22 protein-coding genes and 1 tRNA gene are annotated in these 20,420 nt (G+C 70.9%); 15 read left to right on the forward strand and 8 right to left on the reverse strand.

Features of this window, described 5'->3' with window-relative positions; genetic code table 11:
* The first annotated feature begins 24 nt into the window (after positions 1-24).
* On the forward strand, positions 25-2,112 hold the full coding sequence (gene paaZ, locus ABIC47_RS01120) for a phenylacetic acid degradation bifunctional protein PaaZ (RefSeq protein ID WP_354476513.1): 2,088 nt from the start codon (positions 25-27) through the stop codon (positions 2,110-2,112).
* An 87-nt stretch (positions 2,113-2,199) separates the two neighbouring features.
* On the opposite strand, the gene ABIC47_RS01125 is transcribed toward paaZ, so the two are convergent.
* Complete coding sequence (locus ABIC47_RS01125) at positions 2,200-2,793, reverse strand: TetR/AcrR family transcriptional regulator (RefSeq protein WP_354476515.1); 594 nt, start codon at positions 2,791-2,793, stop codon at positions 2,200-2,202.
* An 85-nt stretch (positions 2,794-2,878) separates the two neighbouring features.
* Here ABIC47_RS01125 and paaA point away from each other — a divergent pair, with 85 nt between their 5' ends.
* The 6 genes from paaA to ABIC47_RS01155 are packed head-to-tail and all read left to right on the forward strand — an operon-like array spanning position 2,879 to position 7,369.
* Entirely contained in the window at positions 2,879-3,853 is a 975-nt protein-coding gene (gene paaA / locus ABIC47_RS01130; protein WP_354476517.1) for a 1,2-phenylacetyl-CoA epoxidase subunit PaaA, read from the forward strand.
* Positions 3,850-4,137, forward strand: coding sequence for a 1,2-phenylacetyl-CoA epoxidase subunit PaaB (gene paaB, locus ABIC47_RS01135; protein ID WP_354476519.1), 288 nt, complete (start codon positions 3,850-3,852; stop codon positions 4,135-4,137). Before paaA ends, paaB begins: the two co-directional genes overlap by 4 nt.
* Entirely contained in the window at positions 4,134-4,994 is an 861-nt protein-coding gene (gene paaC / locus ABIC47_RS01140; protein ID WP_354476521.1) for a 1,2-phenylacetyl-CoA epoxidase subunit PaaC, read from the forward strand. The genes paaB and paaC overlap by 4 nt, the downstream gene beginning before the upstream one ends.
* Entirely contained in the window at positions 4,988-5,470 is a 483-nt protein-coding gene (gene paaD, locus ABIC47_RS01145; protein ID WP_018191778.1) for a 1,2-phenylacetyl-CoA epoxidase subunit PaaD, read from the forward strand. The genes paaC and paaD overlap by 7 nt, the downstream gene beginning before the upstream one ends.
* A gap of 10 nt (positions 5,471-5,480) precedes the next feature.
* Positions 5,481-6,584 (forward strand): 1,2-phenylacetyl-CoA epoxidase subunit PaaE, encoded by a 1,104-nt coding sequence (paaE, locus tag ABIC47_RS01150; protein WP_354476523.1) that lies wholly within the window; start codon positions 5,481-5,483, stop codon positions 6,582-6,584.
* Positions 6,585-6,598: 14 nt separating this feature from the next.
* Positions 6,599-7,369 (forward strand): enoyl-CoA hydratase/isomerase family protein, encoded by a 771-nt coding sequence (locus tag ABIC47_RS01155; RefSeq protein WP_354476525.1) that lies wholly within the window; start codon positions 6,599-6,601, stop codon positions 7,367-7,369.
* A 41-nt stretch (positions 7,370-7,410) separates the two neighbouring features.
* Here ABIC47_RS01155 and ABIC47_RS01160 read toward each other — a convergent pair whose 3' ends face one another.
* Positions 7,411-7,779, reverse strand: a complete 369-nt coding sequence (locus tag ABIC47_RS01160) for a VOC family protein (RefSeq protein WP_354476527.1) — start codon at positions 7,777-7,779, stop codon at positions 7,411-7,413.
* A gap of 62 nt (positions 7,780-7,841) precedes the next feature.
* Between ABIC47_RS01160 and ABIC47_RS01165 the strand changes: the two genes are divergently transcribed.
* The gene (locus tag ABIC47_RS01165) at positions 7,842-8,327 is read left to right on the forward strand and encodes a MarR family winged helix-turn-helix transcriptional regulator (protein ID WP_354476529.1); all 486 of its coding nucleotides are present in this window, start codon (positions 7,842-7,844) and stop codon (positions 8,325-8,327) included.
* Here ABIC47_RS01165 and ABIC47_RS01170 read toward each other — a convergent pair.
* Positions 8,320-9,657 (reverse strand): maltokinase N-terminal cap-like domain-containing protein, encoded by a 1,338-nt coding sequence (locus tag ABIC47_RS01170; RefSeq protein ID WP_354476531.1) that lies wholly within the window; start codon positions 9,655-9,657, stop codon positions 8,320-8,322. The genes ABIC47_RS01165 and ABIC47_RS01170 overlap by 8 nt on opposite strands.
* A gap of 57 nt (positions 9,658-9,714) precedes the next feature.
* Positions 9,715-11,142, reverse strand: coding sequence for a M23 family metallopeptidase (locus ABIC47_RS01175; RefSeq protein WP_354476533.1), 1,428 nt, complete (start codon positions 11,140-11,142; stop codon positions 9,715-9,717).
* A gap of 130 nt (positions 11,143-11,272) precedes the next feature.
* Here ABIC47_RS01175 and lepB point away from each other — a divergent pair, with 130 nt between their 5' ends.
* Entirely contained in the window at positions 11,273-12,007 is a 735-nt protein-coding gene (gene lepB / locus ABIC47_RS01180) for a signal peptidase I (protein ID WP_026307261.1), read from the forward strand.
* A gap of 121 nt (positions 12,008-12,128) precedes the next feature.
* Here the strand turns inward: lepB and ABIC47_RS01185 are convergent, their stop codons facing one another.
* On the reverse strand, positions 12,129-13,076 hold the full coding sequence (locus ABIC47_RS01185; protein ID WP_354476536.1) for a siderophore-interacting protein: 948 nt from the start codon (positions 13,074-13,076) through the stop codon (positions 12,129-12,131).
* A gap of 202 nt (positions 13,077-13,278) precedes the next feature.
* Between ABIC47_RS01185 and ABIC47_RS01190 the strand changes: the two genes are divergently transcribed.
* The 4 genes from ABIC47_RS01190 (at position 13,279) to ABIC47_RS01205 (ending at position 16,139) form a co-directional block, all read left to right on the forward strand.
* Complete coding sequence (locus tag ABIC47_RS01190) at positions 13,279-13,623, forward strand: YciI family protein (RefSeq protein WP_089876862.1); 345 nt, start codon at positions 13,279-13,281, stop codon at positions 13,621-13,623.
* A 123-nt stretch (positions 13,624-13,746) separates the two neighbouring features.
* On the forward strand, positions 13,747-15,153 hold the full coding sequence (locus tag ABIC47_RS01195) for a carboxylesterase/lipase family protein (RefSeq protein WP_354476538.1): 1,407 nt from the start codon (positions 13,747-13,749) through the stop codon (positions 15,151-15,153).
* Positions 15,154-15,176: 23 nt separating this feature from the next.
* Entirely contained in the window at positions 15,177-15,560 is a 384-nt protein-coding gene (locus ABIC47_RS01200) for a PLD nuclease N-terminal domain-containing protein (protein WP_354476540.1), read from the forward strand.
* Between the two features lie 135 nt (positions 15,561-15,695).
* Positions 15,696-16,139, forward strand: coding sequence for a hypothetical protein (locus tag ABIC47_RS01205; protein ID WP_354476542.1), 444 nt, complete (start codon positions 15,696-15,698; stop codon positions 16,137-16,139).
* 49 nt (positions 16,140-16,188) lie between these two features.
* Here the strand turns inward: ABIC47_RS01205 and ABIC47_RS01210 are convergent, their stop codons facing one another.
* From ABIC47_RS01210 to ABIC47_RS01220, 3 genes are all read right to left on the reverse strand, one after another.
* Positions 16,189-16,488 carry a hypothetical protein gene (locus tag ABIC47_RS01210; RefSeq protein ID WP_354476544.1) on the reverse strand — a complete coding sequence of 100 codons (300 nt, stop codon included), beginning with the start codon at positions 16,486-16,488 and terminating at the stop codon, positions 16,189-16,191.
* Between the two features lie 43 nt (positions 16,489-16,531).
* Positions 16,532-16,604 (reverse strand) — tRNA-Thr (locus tag ABIC47_RS01215).
* A gap of 52 nt (positions 16,605-16,656) precedes the next feature.
* Positions 16,657-17,553 carry a DsbA family protein gene (locus tag ABIC47_RS01220; RefSeq protein WP_018191793.1) on the reverse strand — a complete coding sequence of 299 codons (897 nt, stop codon included), beginning with the start codon at positions 17,551-17,553 and terminating at the stop codon, positions 16,657-16,659.
* Between the two features lie 338 nt (positions 17,554-17,891).
* Here ABIC47_RS01220 and ABIC47_RS01225 point away from each other — a divergent pair, with 338 nt between their 5' ends.
* Together ABIC47_RS01225 and ABIC47_RS01230 are read left to right on the forward strand one after the other, a co-directional pair.
* A complete protein-coding gene (locus ABIC47_RS01225) occupies positions 17,892-18,986 on the forward strand; it encodes an ABC transporter ATP-binding protein (RefSeq protein WP_018191794.1) in 1,095 nt (364 codons plus the stop codon).
* 101 nt (positions 18,987-19,087) lie between these two features.
* Positions 19,088-20,395, forward strand: coding sequence for a DUF4032 domain-containing protein (locus ABIC47_RS01230; protein WP_018191795.1), 1,308 nt, complete (start codon positions 19,088-19,090; stop codon positions 20,393-20,395).
* Positions 20,396-20,420: the final 25 nt, after the last annotated feature.

Raw genomic sequence — 20,420 nt, forward strand, 5'->3', positions numbered from 1 at the left:
CGCATCCACTCGAGGAGGCCTTCGATGATCCTGCCCAGCTACATCCGCGATGAATGGTGGACGCCCGAATCCGCGGTCGGTGCTGCCGGCGGCGCCACTGAGGACGGTACCGAGGGCGGTGCCGCCGAGGTGCTCGACGCCTCCACCGGCGCCGTCATCGCGCGGGTCAGCACCGCCGGCCTCGACCTCGCGGGCGCGCTCGACCACGCCCGGACCGTCGGGCAGCGCTCCCTCGGCGCGCTGACGTTCCACCAGCGCGCGCTACTGCTCAAGCAGCTCGCGCAGGCACTCACCGAGCGCAAGGACGAGCTGTACGAGCTGTCCGCCCAAGCCGGCGCGACCCGCGCCGACGCCTGGATCGACGTCGACGGCGGCATCGGCGCGATGTTCACGTACGGCTCGAAGGGACGACGCGAGCTGCCCAACGCGCAGGTCGTGCTCGACGGCCCCGCCGAGCAGCTGTCGAAGGACGGCAGCTTCCTCGGCCGCCACGTGTACACCCGGCTGCCGGGCGTCGCCGTGCAGATCAACGCCTTCAACTTCCCGGTCTGGGGGATGCTGGAGAAACTCGCGCCGTCCTTCCTCGCCGGGATGCCGACGCTCGTCAAGCCGGCCACCCCGACCGCGTTCGTGGCCGAGGCCGCCGTGCGGATCATGGTCGAGTCCGGGCTCCTGCCCGCGGGCTCCCTGCAGCTGGTGAGCGGATCGGTCCCCGACCTGTTCGACCACCTGCGGCTCGGTGACCTTGTCGCGTTCACGGGGTCCGCATCCACCGCCGAACGCCTGAAGGCGCACGACTCGGTGCAGACCGGCGGGGTGCGGTTCACGAGCGAGACCGACTCGATCAACGCGTCGGTGCTCGGGCCGGATGCCGTCGCCGGGACGCCGGAGTTCGACGCGTACGTGAAGGGACTGGTCGTCGAGATGACGGCCAAGTCCGGGCAGAAGTGCACGGCCATCCGCCGGGCGATCGTCCCGGCCCCGCTCGCGGACTCCGTGATCGCGGCGGTGCGCGACCGCATCGCTGCGCGCGTCGTGATCGGCGATCCGCGCGCCGAGGGCGTGACGATGGGGCCGCTCGCCTCGCGCACGCAGCGCGAGGAGGTGCTGCGCCAGGTGGGGCGGCTCGTCGCGGCGGGCGGCGAGCTGGTGCTCGGCGGACTCGACCAGCCGACCGTCGTGCGGGCCGACGGTACGACCGGCGTCTCCCCGGAGGGTGCCTTCGTCGCGCCGGTGCTGCTGAGGTTCGCCGACGCGTGGACGCCGGAGGCGCACACCATCGAGGCGTTCGGGCCGGTCGCGAGCGTCCTGTCGTACGACACGGCGGAGGAAGCGGTCGCGCTGGTCGCGCGCGGCGGCGGGTCGCTCGTGACCAGCGTGGCGACGCACGACCCGGAGTTCGCGCGCACGTTCGTGCTGGGCTCTGCGGCCTACAACGGGCGCATCCTGGTGCTCGACCGCGACGACGCCCGCACCTCCACAGGGCACGGCTCCCCGATGCCGCACCTGGTGCACGGCGGGCCGGGGCGAGCCGGAGGCGGTGAGGAGCTGGGCGGGATCCGCGCGGTGCTGCACCACATGCAGCGGACGGCGCTGCAGGGGTCTCCGGATCTGCTCACCGCGATCACCGGGGTGTGGCATCCCGGTGCCGCCGCGTCGGCCGAGCCGCCGCATCCCTTCCGCAAGTCGCTGGCGACACTGCGGATCGGCGACCAGGTGCAGTCCGGCTCGCGGCAGATCACGCTCGACGACATCGAGACGTTCGCGGCGTTCACGGGCGACACGTTCTACGCGCACATGGATGAGGAGGCCGCGGCCGCGAACCCGTTCTTCCCCGGGCGGGTGGCGCACGGGTACCTGCTTGTGTCGTGGGCGGCCGGACTGTTCGTCGACCCGGCGCCGGGGCCGGTGCTCGCCAACTACGGGCTGGAGGACCTGCGGTTCCTGACGCCCGTCGTGCCCGGCGACAGCATCCGCGTTGCCCTGACGGCGAAGCAGATCACGCCGCGCGAGACCGACGACTACGGCGAGGTGCGGTGGGATGCGCGCATCCTGAACCAGCACGACGAGCTCGTCGCCACCTACGACGTCCTGACTCTCGTAGCCAAATAGCCCCACCGTCGAGTCCGCAAACTTTGCACGCCGCGCGCCCCGAAAACGTGCAAAGTTTGCGGACTCGACGGGGGGCGGAATCGCGGGTCAGCGGAGTGCGAGGGCGAGGATGGTGTCGGCGAGGTCGTCGGGGGTCAGGGGGCCGGACGGGGTGTACCACTCGGTGAGGGAGTTGATCATGCCGAAGAGGAGGCGCGCGACGACCGCGGGATCCGCGTCGGTGCGCAAGGAGCCCTCGGCCCGTGCCTCGGCCACCAGTTCGGCGACCGCGTGGTCGAACGCGCGGCGACGGGCCAGCGCCGCCCGCTCCACCTCGGTGTTGCCGCGCACGCGCAGCAGCAGCGTCACGTACGGCAGGCGGTCGGCGAGCACCCGCACCGCGCCACGCAGCACGTACGCGAGCCGGTCGGCCGCTGGCCCGGTCGTCGCCTCGGGCGCCCGCAGCACGCCCTCCAGCCCGTCGAGGGCTTCGTCGAGCGCGAGGGCGAGCAGCTCGTCCTTGGATGAGACGTGGTGATAGATCGCCGACTTCGACAGCCCGAGGCGGTCGGCCAGCATCCCGATGGAGGTCGCGTCGTAGCCGTGCTCGTTGAACGCGGCGACCGCGACCTCGAGGATGCCCCGCTGGTCGTAGCCGGGCCGCCCTCGGCGCAGGGCGTCGGAGCGGAGCGTCTCGGTCACGCGCCCAGTCTGGCACGCGCGCCCCTCTCGTGGATATACTGAACGAACGATCAGTAAGTAGTGATCTGCGAGGAGAGGGTCGACGATGACCACCACCACAGAGGCGCCAACCGACACCGACGGCCGGGCACGCTTCGACGAGCTGATCGCCTCCGACTCCCGCATGGAGCCGCGCGACTGGATGCCCGACGACTACCGCCGCACGCTCATCCGGCAGATGTCGCAGCACGCCCACTCCGAGATCATCGGGATGCAGCCGGAGGCCAACTGGATCACGCGCGCCCCGAGCCTGAAGCGCAAGGCGATCCTCATGGCCAAGGTGCAGGACGAAGCGGGCCACGGGCTCTACCTCTACTCGGCGACCGAGACCCTCGGGATCACGCGCGACGAACTCACCGAGCAGCTGCTCTCCGGCCGCGCCAAGTACTCGTCGATCTTCAACTACCCGACGCTCAGCTGGGCCGACATCGGTGCGATCGGCTGGCTGGTCGACGGCGCCGCGATCTGCAACCAGGTGCCGCTCTGCCGCTGCTCCTACGCGCCGTACGGCCGAGCGATGGTCCGCATCTGCAAAGAGGAGTCGTTCCATCAGCGACAGGGCTTCGAGATCCTGCTGACTCTCATGCACGGCACCGGCGAGCAGCAGCGGATGGCCCAGGATGCGGTGAACCGCTGGTACTGGCCGTCCTTGATGATGTTCGGGCCGCCCGACGGCGACTCCCCCAACTCGGCCCGCTCGATGGCGTGGAAGATCAAGCGCTTCTCGAATGACGACCTGCGTCAGCGCTTCGTCGCAATGCTCGTCCCGCAGGCGGAGGCGCTCGGCGTCACGCTGCCCGACCCGGAGCTCCGCTGGAACGAGGAGCGCCAGGCGTATGACCTCGGCCCGATCGACTGGAGCGAGCTCCAGGAGGTCATCGCCGGCCGCGGCGTCTGCAATGCGCAGCGTCTGCAGCGTCGGCGCGAGGCGCACGAGGACGGCCGCTGGGTGCGGGAGGCGGCGGCCGCGTACGCCGAGAAGCAGCGTTCGGCCCGCGAGACCGCGGAGGCCGACGCATGACCGCCGAGCCGTGGCCGCTGTGGGAGGTCTTCGTCCGGGCCTCGCGCGGCCTCAGCCACGTGCACGTCGGCTCACTGCACGCCCCCGACGAGGAGCTCGCGGTGCGGAACGCCCGCGACCTGTACACCCGGCGCGGCGAGGGCGTCTCGATCTGGGTGGTGCGCTCCGACCTGATCACCGCGAGCGACCCGGACGCGAAGGATGCCTTCTTCACCGCGCCGGAGGGCAAGAACTTCCGCCACGCCACCTACTACACCGCCGCCGAGGGGGTGAAGCACCTGTGACCGACACCGACCACGACCTCGCCGATGCCGACGCCGACCACGGCCACGTCGAGCTCAGCGCCGTCGTCCTCTCCGAGGAGTTCGTCTCCGCCGACGCCCCGGCCTCGCCCGAGGTCGCCGAGTACGCGATGTGGCTGGGCGACGACGCGCTCATCCTGGCGCAGCGCCTGGGCGGCTGGATCACCCGCGCGCCCGAGCTGGAGGAGGATGTCGCCGTCGCGAACATCGCCCTCGACCTGCTCGGCCACGCCCGCTCGCTGCTGCGCTACGCCGGCTCGGCGACGGGACGAACCGAGGACGACCTGGCCTACTGGCGCGACGAGACCGGGTTCCGCTCTGCGCACCTGTTCGAGCAGCCGAACGGCGACTTCGCGCACACGATCGTCCGCCAGTTCGCCGCCGCGCACTATCTGCACCCGCTGTACGAGCGGCTGCGCGCATCCACCGATCCGGTGCTCGCCGGCGTCGCCGCCAAGGCGGTGAAGGAGGTCGACTACCACCGCGACCACGCGGACCAGTGGATGCTGCGCCTCGCGCTGGGGACGGACGAGTCGCGCCGCCGCACCCTGCGCGCGATGGAGGACGTCTGGCCGTACGTCGACGAGCTGTTCTCGGACGACGCGGCCGGAGACGACGACCTGTTCGCCGCGCTCGACGGCGTCGCCGTGCGGCCGTCGTCGCTGCGGGAGCCGTTCGAGGCGGAGGTCGCCCCCGTGCTCGCGGAGGCGCAGCTGGAGCCGCCGACCGCCTTCCATGCGGCCGGCGGTGGCCGCCTGGGCCGCCACTCCGAGTATCTCGCGCCGCTGCTCGCCGAACTGCAAGTGCTCGCCCGCCAGCATCCGGGGGCGTCGTGGTGACGCATCACGCGGACGCCGCGCGGGCGTGGTCGGCGGTCGCAGCCGTGGTGGACCCCGAGGTGCCGGTGCTCAGCATCGACGACCTGGGCGTGCTGCGCGAGGTGACCGTCTCGGACACCGGCGTCGAGGTCGTCATCACGCCGACGTACTCGGGATGCCCGGCGATGGATGCGATCCGCGAGGACGTCGTGCGCGCCCTGGCCGCGGAGGGGTTCGGCGACGTGCGCGTCCGGCTCGTGCTGTCGCCCGCGTGGACCACCGACTGGATCAGCGCGAAAGGCCGCAGCGCACTCAAGGAGTACGGCATCGCTCCGCCGTCGGCCGCGGGCCCGGTCCGTCTGAGCATGTCGGTCAAGTGCCCGCACTGCGACTCGCTCGATACGCGCGAGGTGGCGCACTTCGGGTCGACCTCCTGCAAGGCGCTGTTCGTCTGCCGGTCGTGCGGCGAGCCGTTCGATCACTTCAAGGCGCTGTGAGGCCGGCCTGATGGCGCGGGCACGGTTCCACACGCTCGCGGTCGCCGAGGTGCGGCCGCTGACGGCGGCGAGCGTCGAGGTCACCTTCGCGGTGCCCGAGGAGCTCCGGGGCGAGTACGACTACCTGCCCGGGCAGCACGTCGCACTCCGCGCCCACGTCGACGGCCGGGAGCTGCGGCGCAGCTACTCGCTCTGCCGGCCGCCGCTGCCGCCGACCGCCGAACACGCCGGTCGCATCAGCGTCGCGATCAAGCGTGACCTGGGCGGCGCGTTCTCGACCTGGGCGACGAGCGAACTGCGGCCGGGCGACCGGATCGACGTGATGAGCCCGCAGGGCACGTTCACCGTCGACCCCTCCCGCGTCGACGGCCGGCACGTCGTCGGCATCGCGGCGGGATCCGGCATCACCCCGTTGATGGCGCTCGCGAGCAGCATCCTCGCGGGCTCCCCCACCGCGCAGTTCACGCTCGTGTACACGAACCGCACGGCCATCGACGTCATGTTCCTGGAGGAGCTCGCCGATCTGAAGGACCGCTACCCGTCCCGGCTCGCGCTGCACCACGTCCTCTCCCGCGAGCAGCGGTCGGCTCCCCTTCTCTCGGGCCGCATCGACGAGGACCGGCTGCGCAGGATGCTCGACACACTCATCCCGCCGGTGACCGTCGACGAGTGGTTCCTCTGCGGACCCTTCGAGCTCGTCCAGTTGTGCCGCGATGTGCTCGAGACGTACGGGGTGGAGCGGGAGCGCATCCACTTCGAGCTGTTCACCGGCGACCCGGTCGAGCCGCGCGGCGACGCCGGCCGTCCGGTGGTCGTGCACGACGGCGAGCGCACGGCCGAGATCGAGTTCACGCTCGACGGGCTCAGCTCGACGGTCACGACACCGGTGGATGCGAACGAGTCGGTGCTGAACGCCGCCCTGCGGGTGCGCCCTGACGTGCCCTTCGCGTGCACCGGCGGTGTCTGCGGGACCTGCCGTGCGCGTCTGGTCAGCGGCGACGTCCGGATGACGGAGAACTACGCGCTGGAGCCCGAGGAGCTCGAGCGCGGCTACGTGCTGACCTGCCAGTCCCATCCCCTCACCGACCGCGTCGTTGTCGACTACGACGTCTGAACAGCGGAGGCCCTGTGATCGACCTGGACATCACCGACGGGATCGCCCGCATCACGCTGGACGCGCCCGAGCGGCTCAACGCGCTCGGCCCGGACGACCTCCGGGCGCTGGATGCGGCCTACGCCGACGCGGAGGCCGCCGGCGTGCGCGCCCTGGTGCTGCGCGGGCAAGGCCGCGCGTTCTGCGCCGGACGCGACATCGCGGGTGTCGACCCTGCGACGGACGACGTGAGCGGCTATCTGGACGGACTGGTGACGCCGCTGCTTCGGCGCATCGCGGACTTCCCCGCGCCGACCTTCGCCGCCGCCCAGGGCGCCTGCCTGGGTGTCGGCCTCGGACTCCTGATCGCCACGGATGTCGTCTACGTCGCAGACGACGCGAAGGTCGGCTCCCCGTTCGCCGCCCTGGGGGCCGCCCTCGACTCCGGCGGCCACTGGCTGCTGGTCTCGCGACTCGGTCCGCACCGCGCGCTCGACCTCATCTACTCCGGGCGGCTCCTCTCGGGCGCCGAAGCCGTCGCGGGCGGCCTGTTCTCACGGGCGCTTCCCGCAGACGCCCTGCGCCAAGAGGTGGATGCGGCGGCCGCGGCAGCCGCATCCGGCGCCACCCAGGCCTTCCTCGCGAGCAAGAGGATCGTCTCGCGTCTGCGCGACGGGTCCCTGGACCTGTGGGGATCTGTCGCCGCCGAGAACGCCGCTCAGGCGGCCCTGCGCGACACCGACGACTACCGCGAGGGCTTTCGCGCGTTCCAGGAGAAGCGGAAGCCGGGCTTCACCGGCCACTGAGGCGCTTCCGGTTTCCGCGCGCGGTCGCTGCCGCCGGCTCGTCAGACGCGGTCGTGCAGAGTGATGTGGTAGCCGTCGGGGTCGGCGAACGTGAACGTGCGGCCGAACGGGCCGTCGATGGGCGCGGCGACGATCGTGCGGCCGTCGGCGACGAGCGCGTCGTGGATGTCCTGGACGTCTGTCGCGTGGAGCCAGATCGCTGCGCCGATCCCGGGCTGCGCTGCCGCATCGAGGTCGGTGCCGGGCACCAGGTCGCGGAGCGCGAACGCGATCGGCTTCGTGTCGAAGACCACGGCGTGCGGAGGGCCAACCGGCGAGCGGACGAGCCCGAGGTAGCGCTCGTAGAAGGCCTGGGATGCGTCGAGGTCACGCACCTGCAGGGAGAGGAAGTCGGGTCCGGTGGCGGGCATGGGGTGCTCCTTCGTTTCGTGTCAGTTATCTGACACGGCTCAACCTATGTCAGAATACTGACATGAGTCAAGACGGAGTCGGCGTGGACCTCGAGACGTCCCTGGGCTACCTGCTCAAAGAGGCGTCGAGCACGCTGCGCGCGGCCATGGAGGATGTCCTCCGCCCTCTCGGCATGACCATCACGCACTACTCGTGCCTGGAGCTGCTGTCGCAGCGCCCCGGCCTCTCGAACTCCGAACTCGCGCGCGGAACCTTCGTCACCCGCCAGTCGATGAACGTGCTCCTTCAGGCCCTGGAGCGGGAGGGGGACGTGACGCGCCCGTCGGAGGCACCCGTCGGGAAGGTCCTGCCCACCCGGCTCACCGCGCGCGGCCGTCGGCGCCTCGAGCAGGCGAGCGCGGCCGTACGATCCGTCGAGGTCCGGATGCTCTCGGGACTCGCGGAGACGGAGCAGGCGGCCGCCCGCCGCATCCTGCGGAGCATGATCACGTCGCTCCGCGGCGAGCCCAGCCGCGACGGCGGCGGCAAGCCCAGCGGCGTCAGCTGACGCGGGTCGCCAGCAGCCGCTGCACTGCCGACAGCGGGATCGGGATCCACGCCGGCCGGTGCCGCGCCTCGTACGCGATCTCGTACACCGCCTTGTCGAGCTCGAACGCATCGAGGAGCAGGCGGAAGTCCTCGACCTCGGAGCCGGCGACCGACGCGTACCCGTCGAGGTACGCCTGGCGGCCGTTCGCGGCCCAGGCCGTCGCATCCACCGGCGTCTCCCTCCGCGCGAGGGAGCCGGCGACGTAGTCGAACGAGCGCAGCATCCCGGCGACATCCCGCATGGTCGCATCGGGCAGGGCGCGCTCGGCGAGCGGGCGCAGCGGCTCCCCCTCGAAGTCGATGAACTGCCAGCCGCGGTCGGGCGCGTACAGCACCTGGCCCAGGTGGAGGTCGCCGTGGATGCGCTGCAGCAGTGGGAGCGGCGCAGCGGCCGCGTCCTCGTAGACGGCGGCGATCCCGGCCCGGAGGTCCTCGACCTCCGGGACCTCGGTCGTCGTGACCGTGAGCCGTCGGAACATGCCGTCGAGGGCGAGTGCGACATCGTCCTTCGTCGCCGGCTTCGTCGGCAGCGACCGCGCCATGAGGCGGTGCAGCTCCGCGGTGCCCGCGCCCAGCCGATACGCGCGGTCGGTGAAGTCCTCGCCGCGCTCGGCGGCGCTGACCGCCAGCTCCCAGCCGTCCTCCGCGCCCGGCACGAAGTCCTGCATGAGGGCGAGCTCGCCGGATGCGGTCCCGCCCGACGGCGTGGGCCAGCTGCCGGTGAGCCAGCCGAGCAGGGAGGGTGTCCGTCTGGATCCGCCGGCGGTGAGCGCGGCGAGCGTCGAGACGTCGGGGTTCTCGCCGTCCTGCACCACGCGGAACACCTTGATGAGGGCGAGACGGCCGTCCTCGAGCTCGCCGACGATGGAGGTGTTCGACTGCTCCCCGGTCAGCCGCCGCGACGAGCGCACCGCGATCCGCTCGCCGAGCGTGTGCCCCTGCGCGTGCGCATCCCGGCCCTCGGCGTGCTCCTGGCCGGTCATCAGCTGGACGAGGGACGCGACATACGCCTCCTCCGTCGGGCCGTCGTAGAGGTACCGTCCTCCGGCCTCGCCGATGAGCGCGGCCTCATCGCCGTCGCGGCTCGCGCGCGCCACGACGGGCACCTGATAGACGCGCGGTGTACGGGGTGCCTCATCGCAGAAGAAGTGGGTGACGACGCGGACATCGGCGTCCACGGGTTCGGCGTCGAACGACGCGAGAAGCCGCAGGCGCGGCTCGACGTTCTTCGTCGAGTACCAGCGCTGACGTCGCATCCACGTCCCGACCAGCTCGGTGAGTTCGGTCATGCCTGAACCGTACGCCCGCTCCGCCGTTTGCGCGCCGCGTCCAGCGAATCCTGAGGATCAGTGCCGGCCGAGCACGACACCGCGGGCGGCCAGGAAGGGCTGCGGGTCGATCTGCAGGCCGTTGACGCGCACCTCGAAGTGCAGATGGCAGCCGGTCGACAGCCCCGTCGACCCGACCTGGGCGATCGGCTGACCCGCGGCGACCTGCTGTCCGGCGGTCACCCCGATTCCCCCGTCGCGGATGTGACCGTAGGCGGTCTGCACGCCCCCGCCGTGGTCGATGAGGATGAAGTTGCCGTATCCGCTGTACGGCCCTGCGCGCACGACCGTACCGGCCGCCGCCGCGTAGATGGTGGTTCCGCAGGCGGCGCCGAGGTCGTCACCGGGATGGAACGGGTCGGTGCCGAGGGGACGCGACGGCCGCGGGCCGAACACGTCGGTGAGCGACCCCTGCACGGGGAGCGCCCACCCGCTCGCGATGAGTGTCGGGTCGGAGGTGAGCACCTGCCAGCCCGAGCCGGCCTCGATCACCGTCGGCGCGGCGGCGAGAGCGGCGGAGGCCGCGTTGACCTGGGCCTGCGCGTCGGCCACGGCCTGCTGGCTGCTGTCCACATCCACCGCTGCGACCGCGTCCGCCGCGCTCTGCGCCTTCTCGGCCCAGCTCTTCGCGAGCTTCTTCTCGGCGGAGGCCTCGCGGATGGCGGCGTCGCGATCCTTCGAGAGCGCGGCGAGCCGGTCGGCGGCGCCTAGCTTGGTCAACAGGTCGCCGGAGCCCTGCAGGGCGGCGCTGAGCGGATCCTGGGTCAGGAAGTGGGTGCCGGACGAACGGATCAGCGCGGTCGCGAACGCGGCGCTCTTGCGCGCCTGCTCGGCTGCGGCGTCGGCCTGCTTCTGCACGGCATCCGCCGCGGCCTGAGCCTGATCGTGCTCGCGCTGGGCGGCCTCCGACTCGTTCATCGCGTCGGCCAGCTGCGCCTGCGCCGAGGCGAGGTCGCTGGCCAGCTGCACGGCCCGCTCGAGGTCGGCCGGGTCGACCGTGGGGAACTGCGGGAGGTCGGGAACGCTGAGAGTGATCTCATCCGACGGCGCCGGATCCGGGGCTGCGGGCGGGTTCGGGGCGGGAGGTGCAGGGGACGTCGGAGGAGTCGACGGGCTGGGCGTGGGCGTGGGAGTGGGGGTCGGTGTCGGCGTCGGGTCCGGGGTCGGGGTCGGATCGGGCGTGGGTGTCGGATCCGGTGTCGGGTCGGGATCGCCCGACGGCGTCGGATCCGGCGTCGCAGGCGTGTCGCCCGTCGAACCCGCTCCAGATGCGCCCGATCCGTCCGTCGCCGCGGGCGCGCACTCTGTCGTGCACTCGTCGGCCACGGCGGGCGAGGAGACGCCCAGCAGGCTGCCGGCGACCAGAACCAGCGCCGCCCACGCGGGAGTCAGGCGCGGCCCCCCGGGTCGCGTCGCTCTCCTGTGTCGTCCGAGCGATGCGTGCATGATCAGAACGGGCCGGCGGCATACGCCGTTCGGCCTGTAGTGAGATGCTCTCACTGCTCGGGGTGGGGAACAAGACACCCGTTCGAGGTCGGATGCGGCTCACAGCATCCGCACGTTACGGTGAGAGATTGTGACCGACAGTACTGCCACCGCGCGCCCGCGACGATCCGCCCGGCGCACGTCCAGCTGGAAGACGTTGCTGCGCGATGTGGTGATCATCTTCGTGGTGGCGGTGCTGGTGTCGTTCCTGATCAAGACGTTCGTCGCCCGCTCGTTCTACATCCCGTCCGGGTCGATGGAGAACACCCTCCAGATCAACGACCGCATCATCGTCAACGAGCTCCAGCCGAAGGTGTTCGGCCTACAGCGCGGCGATGTCGTCGTGTTCAAGGATCCGGGTGGATGGCTCCCGCCGGCCCCGCCGGAGACCGGCAACGCGTTCCAGCAGGGCGTCGGCGCGGTGCTCGACTTCGTGGGCTTGGGCGCTTCGGACTCCGACCAGCACCTCGTGAAGCGCCTCATCGGTCTTCCAGGCGACCACATCAGCTGCTGCAACGCGCTCGGCCAGATGAGCGTGAACGGCGTCCCGCTCAAGGAGCCCTACGTGCTGCTGCCCGCCGGAGTTCAGGCGGTGTCCGAGAAGTCGTTCGACGTGACGGTGCCGGAGGGCTCGGTCTGGGTGATGGGCGACAACCGCTACAACTCGGCCGACTCGCGCTACCACATGGACGATCCGGGCAAGGGCTTCGTGCCGCTCTCCGACGTGGTCGGCAAGGCGTTCGTGATCAGCTGGCCGGCCAGCCACTGGTCGTGGCTCGACGACTACCCCGACGTCTTCCGCGGCGTCGAGCGCGAGGACAAGTAGCCCTCGCCGCTTCCGCCCTCTCCGATTCCCCCCACCGTCGAGTCCGCAAACTTTGCACGCGGCGGAGGTGCGCGGCGTGCAGTTTGTGCGGACTCGACGGTGGGCGGAAAGAGCGCGAGGGTCAGTTCTCGGAGCGGCCGAGGCGCCAGTAGCCCATGAAGGCGACGCGGGAGCGGTCGATGCCGTTGTCCCGGACGAGCAGCCGGCGCAGCGTCTTGACGGCCGCCGACTCCCCCGCGATCCAGGCGTAGAAGCCGGGATGCGTGTCCTCCGGGGTCTCCCAGAGGATGTCGCGGTCCACATCCACCTCGTCGAGGCTCTGCGACGCGGTCGCCGACGCCGCCGCGACGACGTGCGGGTTCTCGGCGAGCCAACCCTGGACGGCCGGCACGAGTTCGGTTCCCGTCACCGCGTCGCCGCGCGGCAGCCAGGTGACGGAGGCGTGAGGCGGCAGCCGGAGCTCCAGGGCGTCGTCTCCCGACGGCACCTCGATGAACGCCCGCGCGCGGCACCCGCCGGGCAGCGCTTCGAGGATGGATGCGATGGCCGGCGCAGCGGTCTCGTCACCGACGAGCAGCAGCTCGCGCGCCTCGCCCGGGCGCCAGTCGATGCCGACGCCGCGGTGCTCGCTGCGCGCATCCGGTCCGATCACGACGATCTCGTCGTCGGGGGCCGCGCCGAGCAGCCAGCGGGACGCGGGGCCACCGTCCGCGTGGACGACGAAGTCGACGTCGAGCCGGCAGTCATCGGTATCGATCGCCCGCACGGTGTAGGTGCGGAACGGGTTGCGGAGGTGGTCCGGGAGCGCGCGCCAGCGCTCGTACCAGTCGCCCGCGAAGTGGGCCTCCTCGTCGTCGATGCCGAGGTCGGAGTACGAGCCGTCCGCGAGCGGGAAGAGGAGTTTGATCCGCTGGTCGAGGCACTCGGTCCCGAAGTGCGTGAAGTCGTCGCACCGGAAGGTGACGCGCGTGAAGTGCGGGCTGAGCCGCTGGACCCGCTCGACGGCCGCGCGGTAGGGCCGGTACGCGGGGCGGGGGCGCTCGGTGCGGGTGGGGGCGAGGATGGTCACGGCGGCCTTCCGAAGCAGGGGGCGGGACTAAGGTAAGGCTACACTAACTTCCTCTCGCGCCTCCTGTCGATCCGCTGAGACCGCCGTGCCCGATCCCTGCCCCGATTCCTTCGCGATCGGGAAGTCCCGGGCCAGAATGTCGAGCAGGGGCCGTCTCGTTCGACGTCCGGTATGAAAGCGTTCGCGATCGAGAGGAAGAACGATGAAGTACATGATGTTCGTGGTCACCGACTCCCAGCGGGACACCGTGTCGGACGAGTCCGATGTCGACATCTGGGTGAACGAACTGGATGCCAGCGGCAAGCGCGTCATCGGCGAGGTGCTGCAGGCTCCGACCGAATCGCGGGTCGTCCGCGTCCGCGACGGGAAGCGCTACGTCACCGACGGCCCCTTCGCCGAGACCAAGGAGTGGATCTGCGGATTCGACATCCTCGAGGTCGAGAACCTGGACGAGGCCATCGAGATCGCCTCGCGGCACCCGATGGCACGCAACGGCCAGCTCGAGCTGCGCCCGTTCATGCAGTGGGACGAGACCGCCCCGGCGTGAACGGTCGGCCGGTCGTCGTCACGTCCGCGGGCGCGGTCCGCGGACGCGACGACGGCCGCGTGTCCACATGGCGCGGCATCCGGTACGGCGAGCCGCCGACCGGCCGGCTACGCTGGAGCGCCCGTGCCCGCTGCCCCATGGAGCGGCGTCGTGGATGCTGTCGCCTTCGGGCCGGCGGCGCCGCAGCGCCCCAACCCGGCAGTGCCCCTCGGGCCGCCCGGCGAAACGCGGATGGATGAGGACTGCCTGTTCCTCAACGTCATCCGGCCGTCCCACGAGCCCACGTCCGGCGGCGTCCGCCCGGTGATGGTGTGGCTGCAGGGCGGGGCGTACGCGCTGGGCGCATCCAGTCAGCGCATCTACCGCGGCGACCGGTTCGTGCCGGACGGCGATGTCGTGCTCGTCACCCTGAACCACCGCCTGGGCGCGCTCGGCTTCCTCGACGTCCGCAGCGTCGGGGTGGACGACGCGGAGACGAATGTCGCGTTGCGGGATGTGCTGCTCGCGCTCCGCTGGGTGCGCGACAACATCCACGCGTTCGGCGGCGACCCGGACTCGGTGACCGTGTTCGGCCAGAGCGCGGGCGCCGGCCTTGTCACCGCACTTCTCGCTTCTCCCGCGGCGGCCGGTCTGTTCCACCGTGCCATCGCGCAGAGTCCGCCCGCCGGGTCGATGTACGGGCCGGAGCGCGCTGCGACTGTGGCCCGGGCGTTCGTCGAACGGCTCGGCCCCGGCGCGCGGACGCCCGGCGCCCTCCGCGGGGTCCCGGTCGAGGCGATCGTGGATGCGGGCGCAGCGGTGTGCACGGAGATCCCGCGCGAACATCCCGGGATGCTCGCCTTCGCCCCGGTCGTCGGCGACGATCTGCTGCCCGAGGCGCCGATCCGTGTGCTCAGCGATGGACGCGGGATGCCCGTCCCGCTCCTCATCGGAAGTACCCACGACGAGGCGACGCTGTTCCGCCTGATGCGGTCGCCGCTGCTCCCCATCCGGCGGACCGCGCTGCGCCGGATGTTCGACGCCATGCGCTCCGAGCAGGAGCGCGGCGGCCCATCCCTCCCCGAGCGCGAGCGGATGCTCTCGGTCTACGGCCGTCGGCGTCCCGCACGCGGCGTCCGCGTCGCCACCGACATCGCGTTCCGGATGCCGGCCCTCTGGGTCGCCGCAGGGCACAGCGCCGTCGCCCCCACCCACCTCTACCGCTTCGACTTCGCCCCTCCCCTGCTCCGGATCACCGGCGTCGGGGCGTCCCATGCGACGGACCTGCCGTACGTCTGGGGCGAGTTCGACGCGCTTCCCCGCGACCCGTCGTTCCTGCTCGGTGGCCGACGGTCCGCCGAAGCGGTCTCCGAGCGGATGCGCCGGCGCTGGGCGGACTTCGCCCGCACGGGCGTACCCGGCACGGGCTGGCCGACGTACGAACCGCACCGCCGTGCGACGCTCGTCATCGGCGCGACCGACCGGGTCGTGCCCGATCTCGACGCCCGCCTGCGTGCCGGCTGGGGCGAGCAGGTCCTGACTTTCGGTTGAGCGTTCCCTCTAGACTCGGCGGCATGCTCGTCATCCCGCTGCTCGTCATGACGCTGTTCGTGTTCGCCCTGGTGGATATCATCCTGCGACCGAGCGACCAGGTGCGGCACCTGCCGAAGCTGGCGTGGGTGTTCATCGTGATCCTGCTGCCTCTGATCGGCAGCATCCTGTGGTTCGCGGTCGGCCGAGAGTACGCGCCGTCCTCCCGTCCCCGGCGGACGCTCCGGATGCCGGCGGTCCACGCCGAGCCGACAGTATCGGCCCCGGGGCGTGACCTCGCACCGAGCAGCACGGAAGCGCAGCTCGCCGCACTCGAGCGCGAGATCGCGGAGGCCGAACGCGACCAGCGCATCCGGCGGCTCGAGGAGGAGCTGCGGCGGCGGACGGACGCGGGCGAGACGGCCTGACGCACGTCTGCAGAGCCCCGACTGCGCAACCGGACCTGAACGGGTCCTGTGCGCCGCGTCATGCGGACGCGGCACACCTCGTCCCTTATGGGTAGGACGGCATCGTCGATACGCCCAAGGATCGGGGGAAACAGAATGGCCGACATCACAACGACGGAGCGCACCTCCGGCAGCGTCGAGCAGCGGAAGGCCGCGTGGATGCAGCTCCGCGGAGCCATCGCGCAGGAGTACGCGGCGAAGCTCCCCGACCTGCTGACGGTGGACGAGTTCGCCCGGTTCGCGGGCATGACCATCGCGCAGGTACGGCACGCGACGACCATCGGCGACCTCGTCATGTCGATCCGCGATGGCCAGCGCGGCATCGCGCCCGCCGACAACATCGCGTTCCTGCTCCGGGAGCGGCTGCTCCGCCTCCCGGTTCGTGAGCCGTCGTGGGAGCGCAGCGATCCGCGATCGCTTGCCGTCAGCGAGGCCGCCTACGAGCGGGTGTGGGATGTGGCGATCCGCTACGCCACGACGCCGACCGACGCGCTCGATCGACTGCTGCTCGCTGCGACGGGCACCGCGCGCGCCGACTGAATCCGCGGGCTGAGCGCGCGGCGGCTCGTCTTGCGACCCCGCGAACGACTCACGCGCCGTGGCCGCGCCGATCGGTGAACCAGGCCCAGACGCCGCCCGCGAGGAGGGTCGTCGCGACCGCGCCGGCCACCACGGACGACAGAACGACAGCGCCCGCCCCGAGCGGGGCGACGAACAGCGCGATCACCCCGACGGCGGACGCCAGCACGCACACGACGCCGACCACGGCTGCCGCGATTGCGGCCACGGTGTCGGCCTCCAGGCGCTGCGCGCGCTCGGGCACGCCCAGAACGTAGTGCTCACGGGAGGAGAGGGCGGTCGGGAGCTCGGTGCGGATGTCATCGGTCACACCTGCAAGAGACGTCCGATGACCCCGGAATATGACGCGACGGAGCCGGCTGCGGGACTCGAACCCGCGACCGCTCGCTTACAAGGCGAGTGCTCTACCAACTGAGCTAAGCCGGCGGTGGCGGTCTCCCGCCGACCCCATCCTAGGGCAGCGGGCGGACGCGCCGGATCAGGGAGACGGGGTGGGTGTCGGCGTCGCCGTCGACGAGTACTCGTCGCCCTGCGCCTGCAGCACGAAGGCCTTGAAGTCGTCCGCGCTCGTCAGCGACCCGGTGTACGGCTTCCCGTTCACCAGCACCAGCAGGGCGTTCGTCATCTTCTTGACGTCCGAGTTCGGGATGGGGCCGCTGAGCGCCCGGTCGCTCGCCGTGGTCACCCACGTCTTGAAGCGTCCTTCGTCGATGCAGGAGTCGATCTCGCTCGTGCGGGTCGCGCCCGCCGCATCCACGCGCTTCTTGAGGGTGTCGTCGCTGAGGCCGGGGCCGCCCTCCGCCGGCTGCTTCTCGAACAGCGATGCGTTGAACTTCCAGAAGGCGTTGGGATCGTAGTTGGCCACGCAGGCGGCGGCGTTGGCCGCGCGCAGCGAGTACTTCGTGCCCGCGGAGTGGCTGGTGTAGATCGCGACCGGGTGCATCTCGACGGTCACCGCGCCGTTCTTCACCAGCGGCTCGAGCTGCTCGAGGTTCGTGCGCTGGAAGTCGCCGCACAGCTTGCAGAGGTAGTCGGCGTAGATGCGGATGTCGACCGTGCTGCCCGCCGGGTCCGGCGTGCTCGCGACCGGCTTCGCGTCGGCGGCGAGAGCGGTCGTCGTCTTGACCTTGAGTCCGGAACCGACGACGACGCCGTCGCTGGCCATGTTCTTGGGACCGGGGACGGTCGGACGGATCGCGCTGACGATCACGACGGCGACGATGGCCACGACCGCGAGGACTCCGAGGACGATGCCGCCGGACAGCAGCAGCCGGTTCCGGCGGTCCCTGCGCTGCTGCGTGGTGCGGAGCTGTCGTGCTTTCTCCCGCGCAGCCGCGCGGACGTCGCTGTTGCGACTGTCGTCGGGATCGGTCATAGGGCTCATATCTTCCGAATACTGCTCTCGGGTCGAACGGGCCGCGCGGGGGACGCGGCGGGTGGCGCACCTCCGGCGCACACAACCGGGAAAGCGTAAACCGGCTGTCTGGGAATCGACCAGACGGTGGCTGGACGCGCGGGTACAGCGGAAACGCGCGGGTTATTGCGCTTGCGGCGAGCATCCGCACGTCCGGGTGGGGCTCCGGTCATGAGCATGTCCGCCGATGCCATATTATGGCCACGTGGCATCGGCGCCCATCGGACGTAGACGCCACGTTCATCCATTCACAACGGATCGTCCGGCACGTACCTGCCGGTGAAGGAGAAAAGAAGAAAATGGCGACAGTCACCTACGACAAGGCGACCCGGCTCTACCCGGGATCGACCCGCCCCGCCGTGGACGCACTGGACCTGGAGATCGCAGACGGGGAGTTCCTCGTGCTCGTCGGTCCCTCCGGTTGCGGCAAGTCCACGTCCCTCCGCATGCTCGCGGGCCTCGAAGAGGTCAACGACGGCAACATCTTCATCGGCGAGCGCAACGTCACCGACGTCCCGCCGAAGGACCGCGACATCGCGATGGTGTTCCAGAACTACGCGCTGTACCCGCACATGACCGTCGCCGAGAACATGGGCTTCGCGCTCAAGATCGCCGGTGTCGGCAAGGAGGAGCGCGCCCAGCGCGTCCTCGAGGCCGCCAAGCTGCTCGACCTGGAGCCGTACCTCGGCCGCAAGCCGAAGGCGCTCTCCGGTGGTCAGCGTCAGCGCGTCGCCATGGGCCGCGCGATCGTGCGTTCGCCCCAGGTGTTCCTCATGGACGAGCCGCTGTCGAACCTCGACGCCAAGCTCCGCGTCCAGACCCGTACGCAGATCGCGTCGCTGACCCGCCGTCTCGGCGTCACCACCGTCTACGTCACGCACGACCAGACCGAGGCTCTGACCATGGGCGACCGCATCGCGGTGCTCAAGGACGGCGTCCTGCAGCAGGTCGGCACCCCGCGCGACCTGTACGCGCAGCCGAACAACGTGTTCGTCGCCGGCTTCATCGGCAGCCCGGCCATGAACCTGTTCACGGCCGACGTCACCGACGGCGGCGTCAAGTTCGGCTCGGCCGTCGTGCCGGTCGAGCGCGACACCATCGCCAACGCCGGTTCGGCTGTCACCATCGGTGTCCGCCCGGAGGACGTCGTCGTGTCGAACACCGAGGGCACCGGCCTCAAGGTCACGGTCGACCTCGTCGAGGAGCTCGGCGCGGACGGCTACCTGTACGGTCACTCCGAGGTCGACGGCAAGCGCACCGACATCGTCGGTCGCGTCGACGGCCGTATCCACCCGAACGCGGGCGACACGGTCTACATCACCCCGAAGCCGGGCCACGTCCACGTCTTCCACGCGGAGTCGGGCGAGCGCCTCGGCGGAGCTGTCGTCGACTAAGGTCCAAGAAGCGATTCCTCACTCTGCCGCAGTCCGGATCGGGCTGCGGCAGAGTGCTTTGCGCCAGCCAGCACCGCCCCACCACCGACCGGAGGACCATCGTGGCCGGATCCGTCAACATCACCGCAGCGACCGTCGACCCGGCGCTTCTCGACCTCCCCTGGAACATTCCGCTGGAGGAGTGGTCGAACGAGCACATCGCCCTCCTGCCGAAGGGCATCAGCCGCCACCTGGTGCGGTTCGCCAACCTCTCCGGCTACGTCATCGCCATCAAGGAGACGACCGCGGAGATGGCGCAACGCGAGTACGACATGCTGCGGACGCTGCAGCGACTCGATGTGCCGTGCGTCGATCCCGTCGCGGTGATCAAGAACCGGACCGATGACAACGGCACCCCGCTGAACGCGGCCCTCGTCACCCGGCACCTCAAGTTCTCACTCCCCTACCGCGCTCTGTTCTCGCAGACCCTCCGGCCGGACACCGCCACCCGCCTGGTCGACGCCCTCGCGGTGCTCCTGGTGCGCCTGCACATCGTCGGCTTCTTCTGGGGCGACGTGTCGCTCTCCAACACCCTGTTCCGTCGTGACGCCGGCGCGTTCGCCGCCTACCTGGTGGATGCGGAGACCGGCCAGCTGTACGAGGGCGGCCTCTCGAACGGGCAGCGCGAGAACGACCTCGAGATCGCGCGGGTCAACATCGCCGGCGAGCTGATGGACCTGGAGGCCGGCGGCCGGGTGGATGAGGAGCTCGACCCGATCAGCCTCTCCGACGGGATCGTGGCGGCGTACCGGAAGCTCTGGAAGGAACTGACGGGCAGCGAGTCGTTCTCGTCGTCGGAGCGTTGGCGCATCAGCGAGCGCGTGGAGCGGCTGAACGAGCTGGGCTTCGACATCGAGGAGCTGGCGATCAAGACGTCGGACGAGGGCACGAAGGTGCGCATCCAGCCGAAGGTCGTGGATGCCGGACACCACCAGCGCCGCCTGCTTCGCCTGACGGGCCTCGACACGGGCGAGAATCAGGCCCGGCGCCTGCTCAACGACCTGGACTCGTACGCGGCCACCCTGGGCAAGGAGGGGCTCGACGAGGAGGCCATGGCGCACGAGTGGCTCATGCGCGTGTTCGAGCCGGTCGTGCGCTCGATCCCCGCGGACCTCAAGGGCAAGCTGGAGCCGGCGGAGGTCTTCCACCAGCTGCTGGAGCACCGCTGGTTCATGTCGCAGAAGGAGGGACGCGATGTCCCTCTGGCGGAGGCCCTGACCTCGTACATCAACGACATCCTGCGCCACCGCCGCGATGAGGCGACCGTCATCGCCCCGCCGACCGAGACCATCAGCCTCCCGGTGCTCAGCAGCGGGGCCGCGGCGGACGACGAGGACGAGGACGACGACGACTGGCGGTCGAAGGTCTGACGCCGTCGAAGGTCTGACGCCGCGC

Source organism: Leifsonia sp. 563 (assembly GCF_040545055.1).
In the GTDB taxonomy this organism is placed as follows: domain Bacteria; phylum Actinomycetota; class Actinomycetes; order Actinomycetales; family Microbacteriaceae; genus Leifsonia.

Bases quoted from the DNA above. Each gene is read 5' to 3' on its own strand.
- paaZ (WP_354476513.1), top strand. From the start codon at position 25: ATGATCCTGCCCAGCTACATCCGCGATGAATGGTGGACGCCCGAATCC.
- paaA (WP_354476517.1), top strand. From the start codon at position 2,879: ATGACCACCACCACAGAGGCGCCAACCGACACCGACGGCCGGGCACGC.
- paaB (WP_354476519.1), top strand. From the start codon at position 3,850: ATGACCGCCGAGCCGTGGCCGCTGTGGGAGGTCTTCGTCCGGGCCTCG.
- paaE (WP_354476523.1), top strand. From the start codon at position 5,481: ATGGCGCGGGCACGGTTCCACACGCTCGCGGTCGCCGAGGTGCGGCCG.
- ABIC47_RS01160 (WP_354476527.1), bottom strand. From the start codon at position 7,779: ATGCCCGCCACCGGACCCGACTTCCTCTCCCTGCAGGTGCGTGACCTC.
- ABIC47_RS01165 (WP_354476529.1), top strand. From the start codon at position 7,842: ATGAGTCAAGACGGAGTCGGCGTGGACCTCGAGACGTCCCTGGGCTAC.
- ABIC47_RS01170 (WP_354476531.1), bottom strand. From the start codon at position 9,657: ATGACCGAACTCACCGAGCTGGTCGGGACGTGGATGCGACGTCAGCGC.
- ABIC47_RS01175 (WP_354476533.1), bottom strand. From the start codon at position 11,142: ATGCACGCATCGCTCGGACGACACAGGAGAGCGACGCGACCCGGGGGG.
- ABIC47_RS01190 (WP_089876862.1), top strand. From the start codon at position 13,279: ATGAAGTACATGATGTTCGTGGTCACCGACTCCCAGCGGGACACCGTG.
- ABIC47_RS01200 (WP_354476540.1), top strand. From the start codon at position 15,177: ATGCTCGTCATCCCGCTGCTCGTCATGACGCTGTTCGTGTTCGCCCTG.
- ABIC47_RS01205 (WP_354476542.1), top strand. From the start codon at position 15,696: ATGGCCGACATCACAACGACGGAGCGCACCTCCGGCAGCGTCGAGCAG.
- ABIC47_RS01220 (WP_018191793.1), bottom strand. From the start codon at position 17,553: ATGACCGATCCCGACGACAGTCGCAACAGCGACGTCCGCGCGGCTGCG.
- ABIC47_RS01225 (WP_018191794.1), top strand. From the start codon at position 17,892: ATGGCGACAGTCACCTACGACAAGGCGACCCGGCTCTACCCGGGATCG.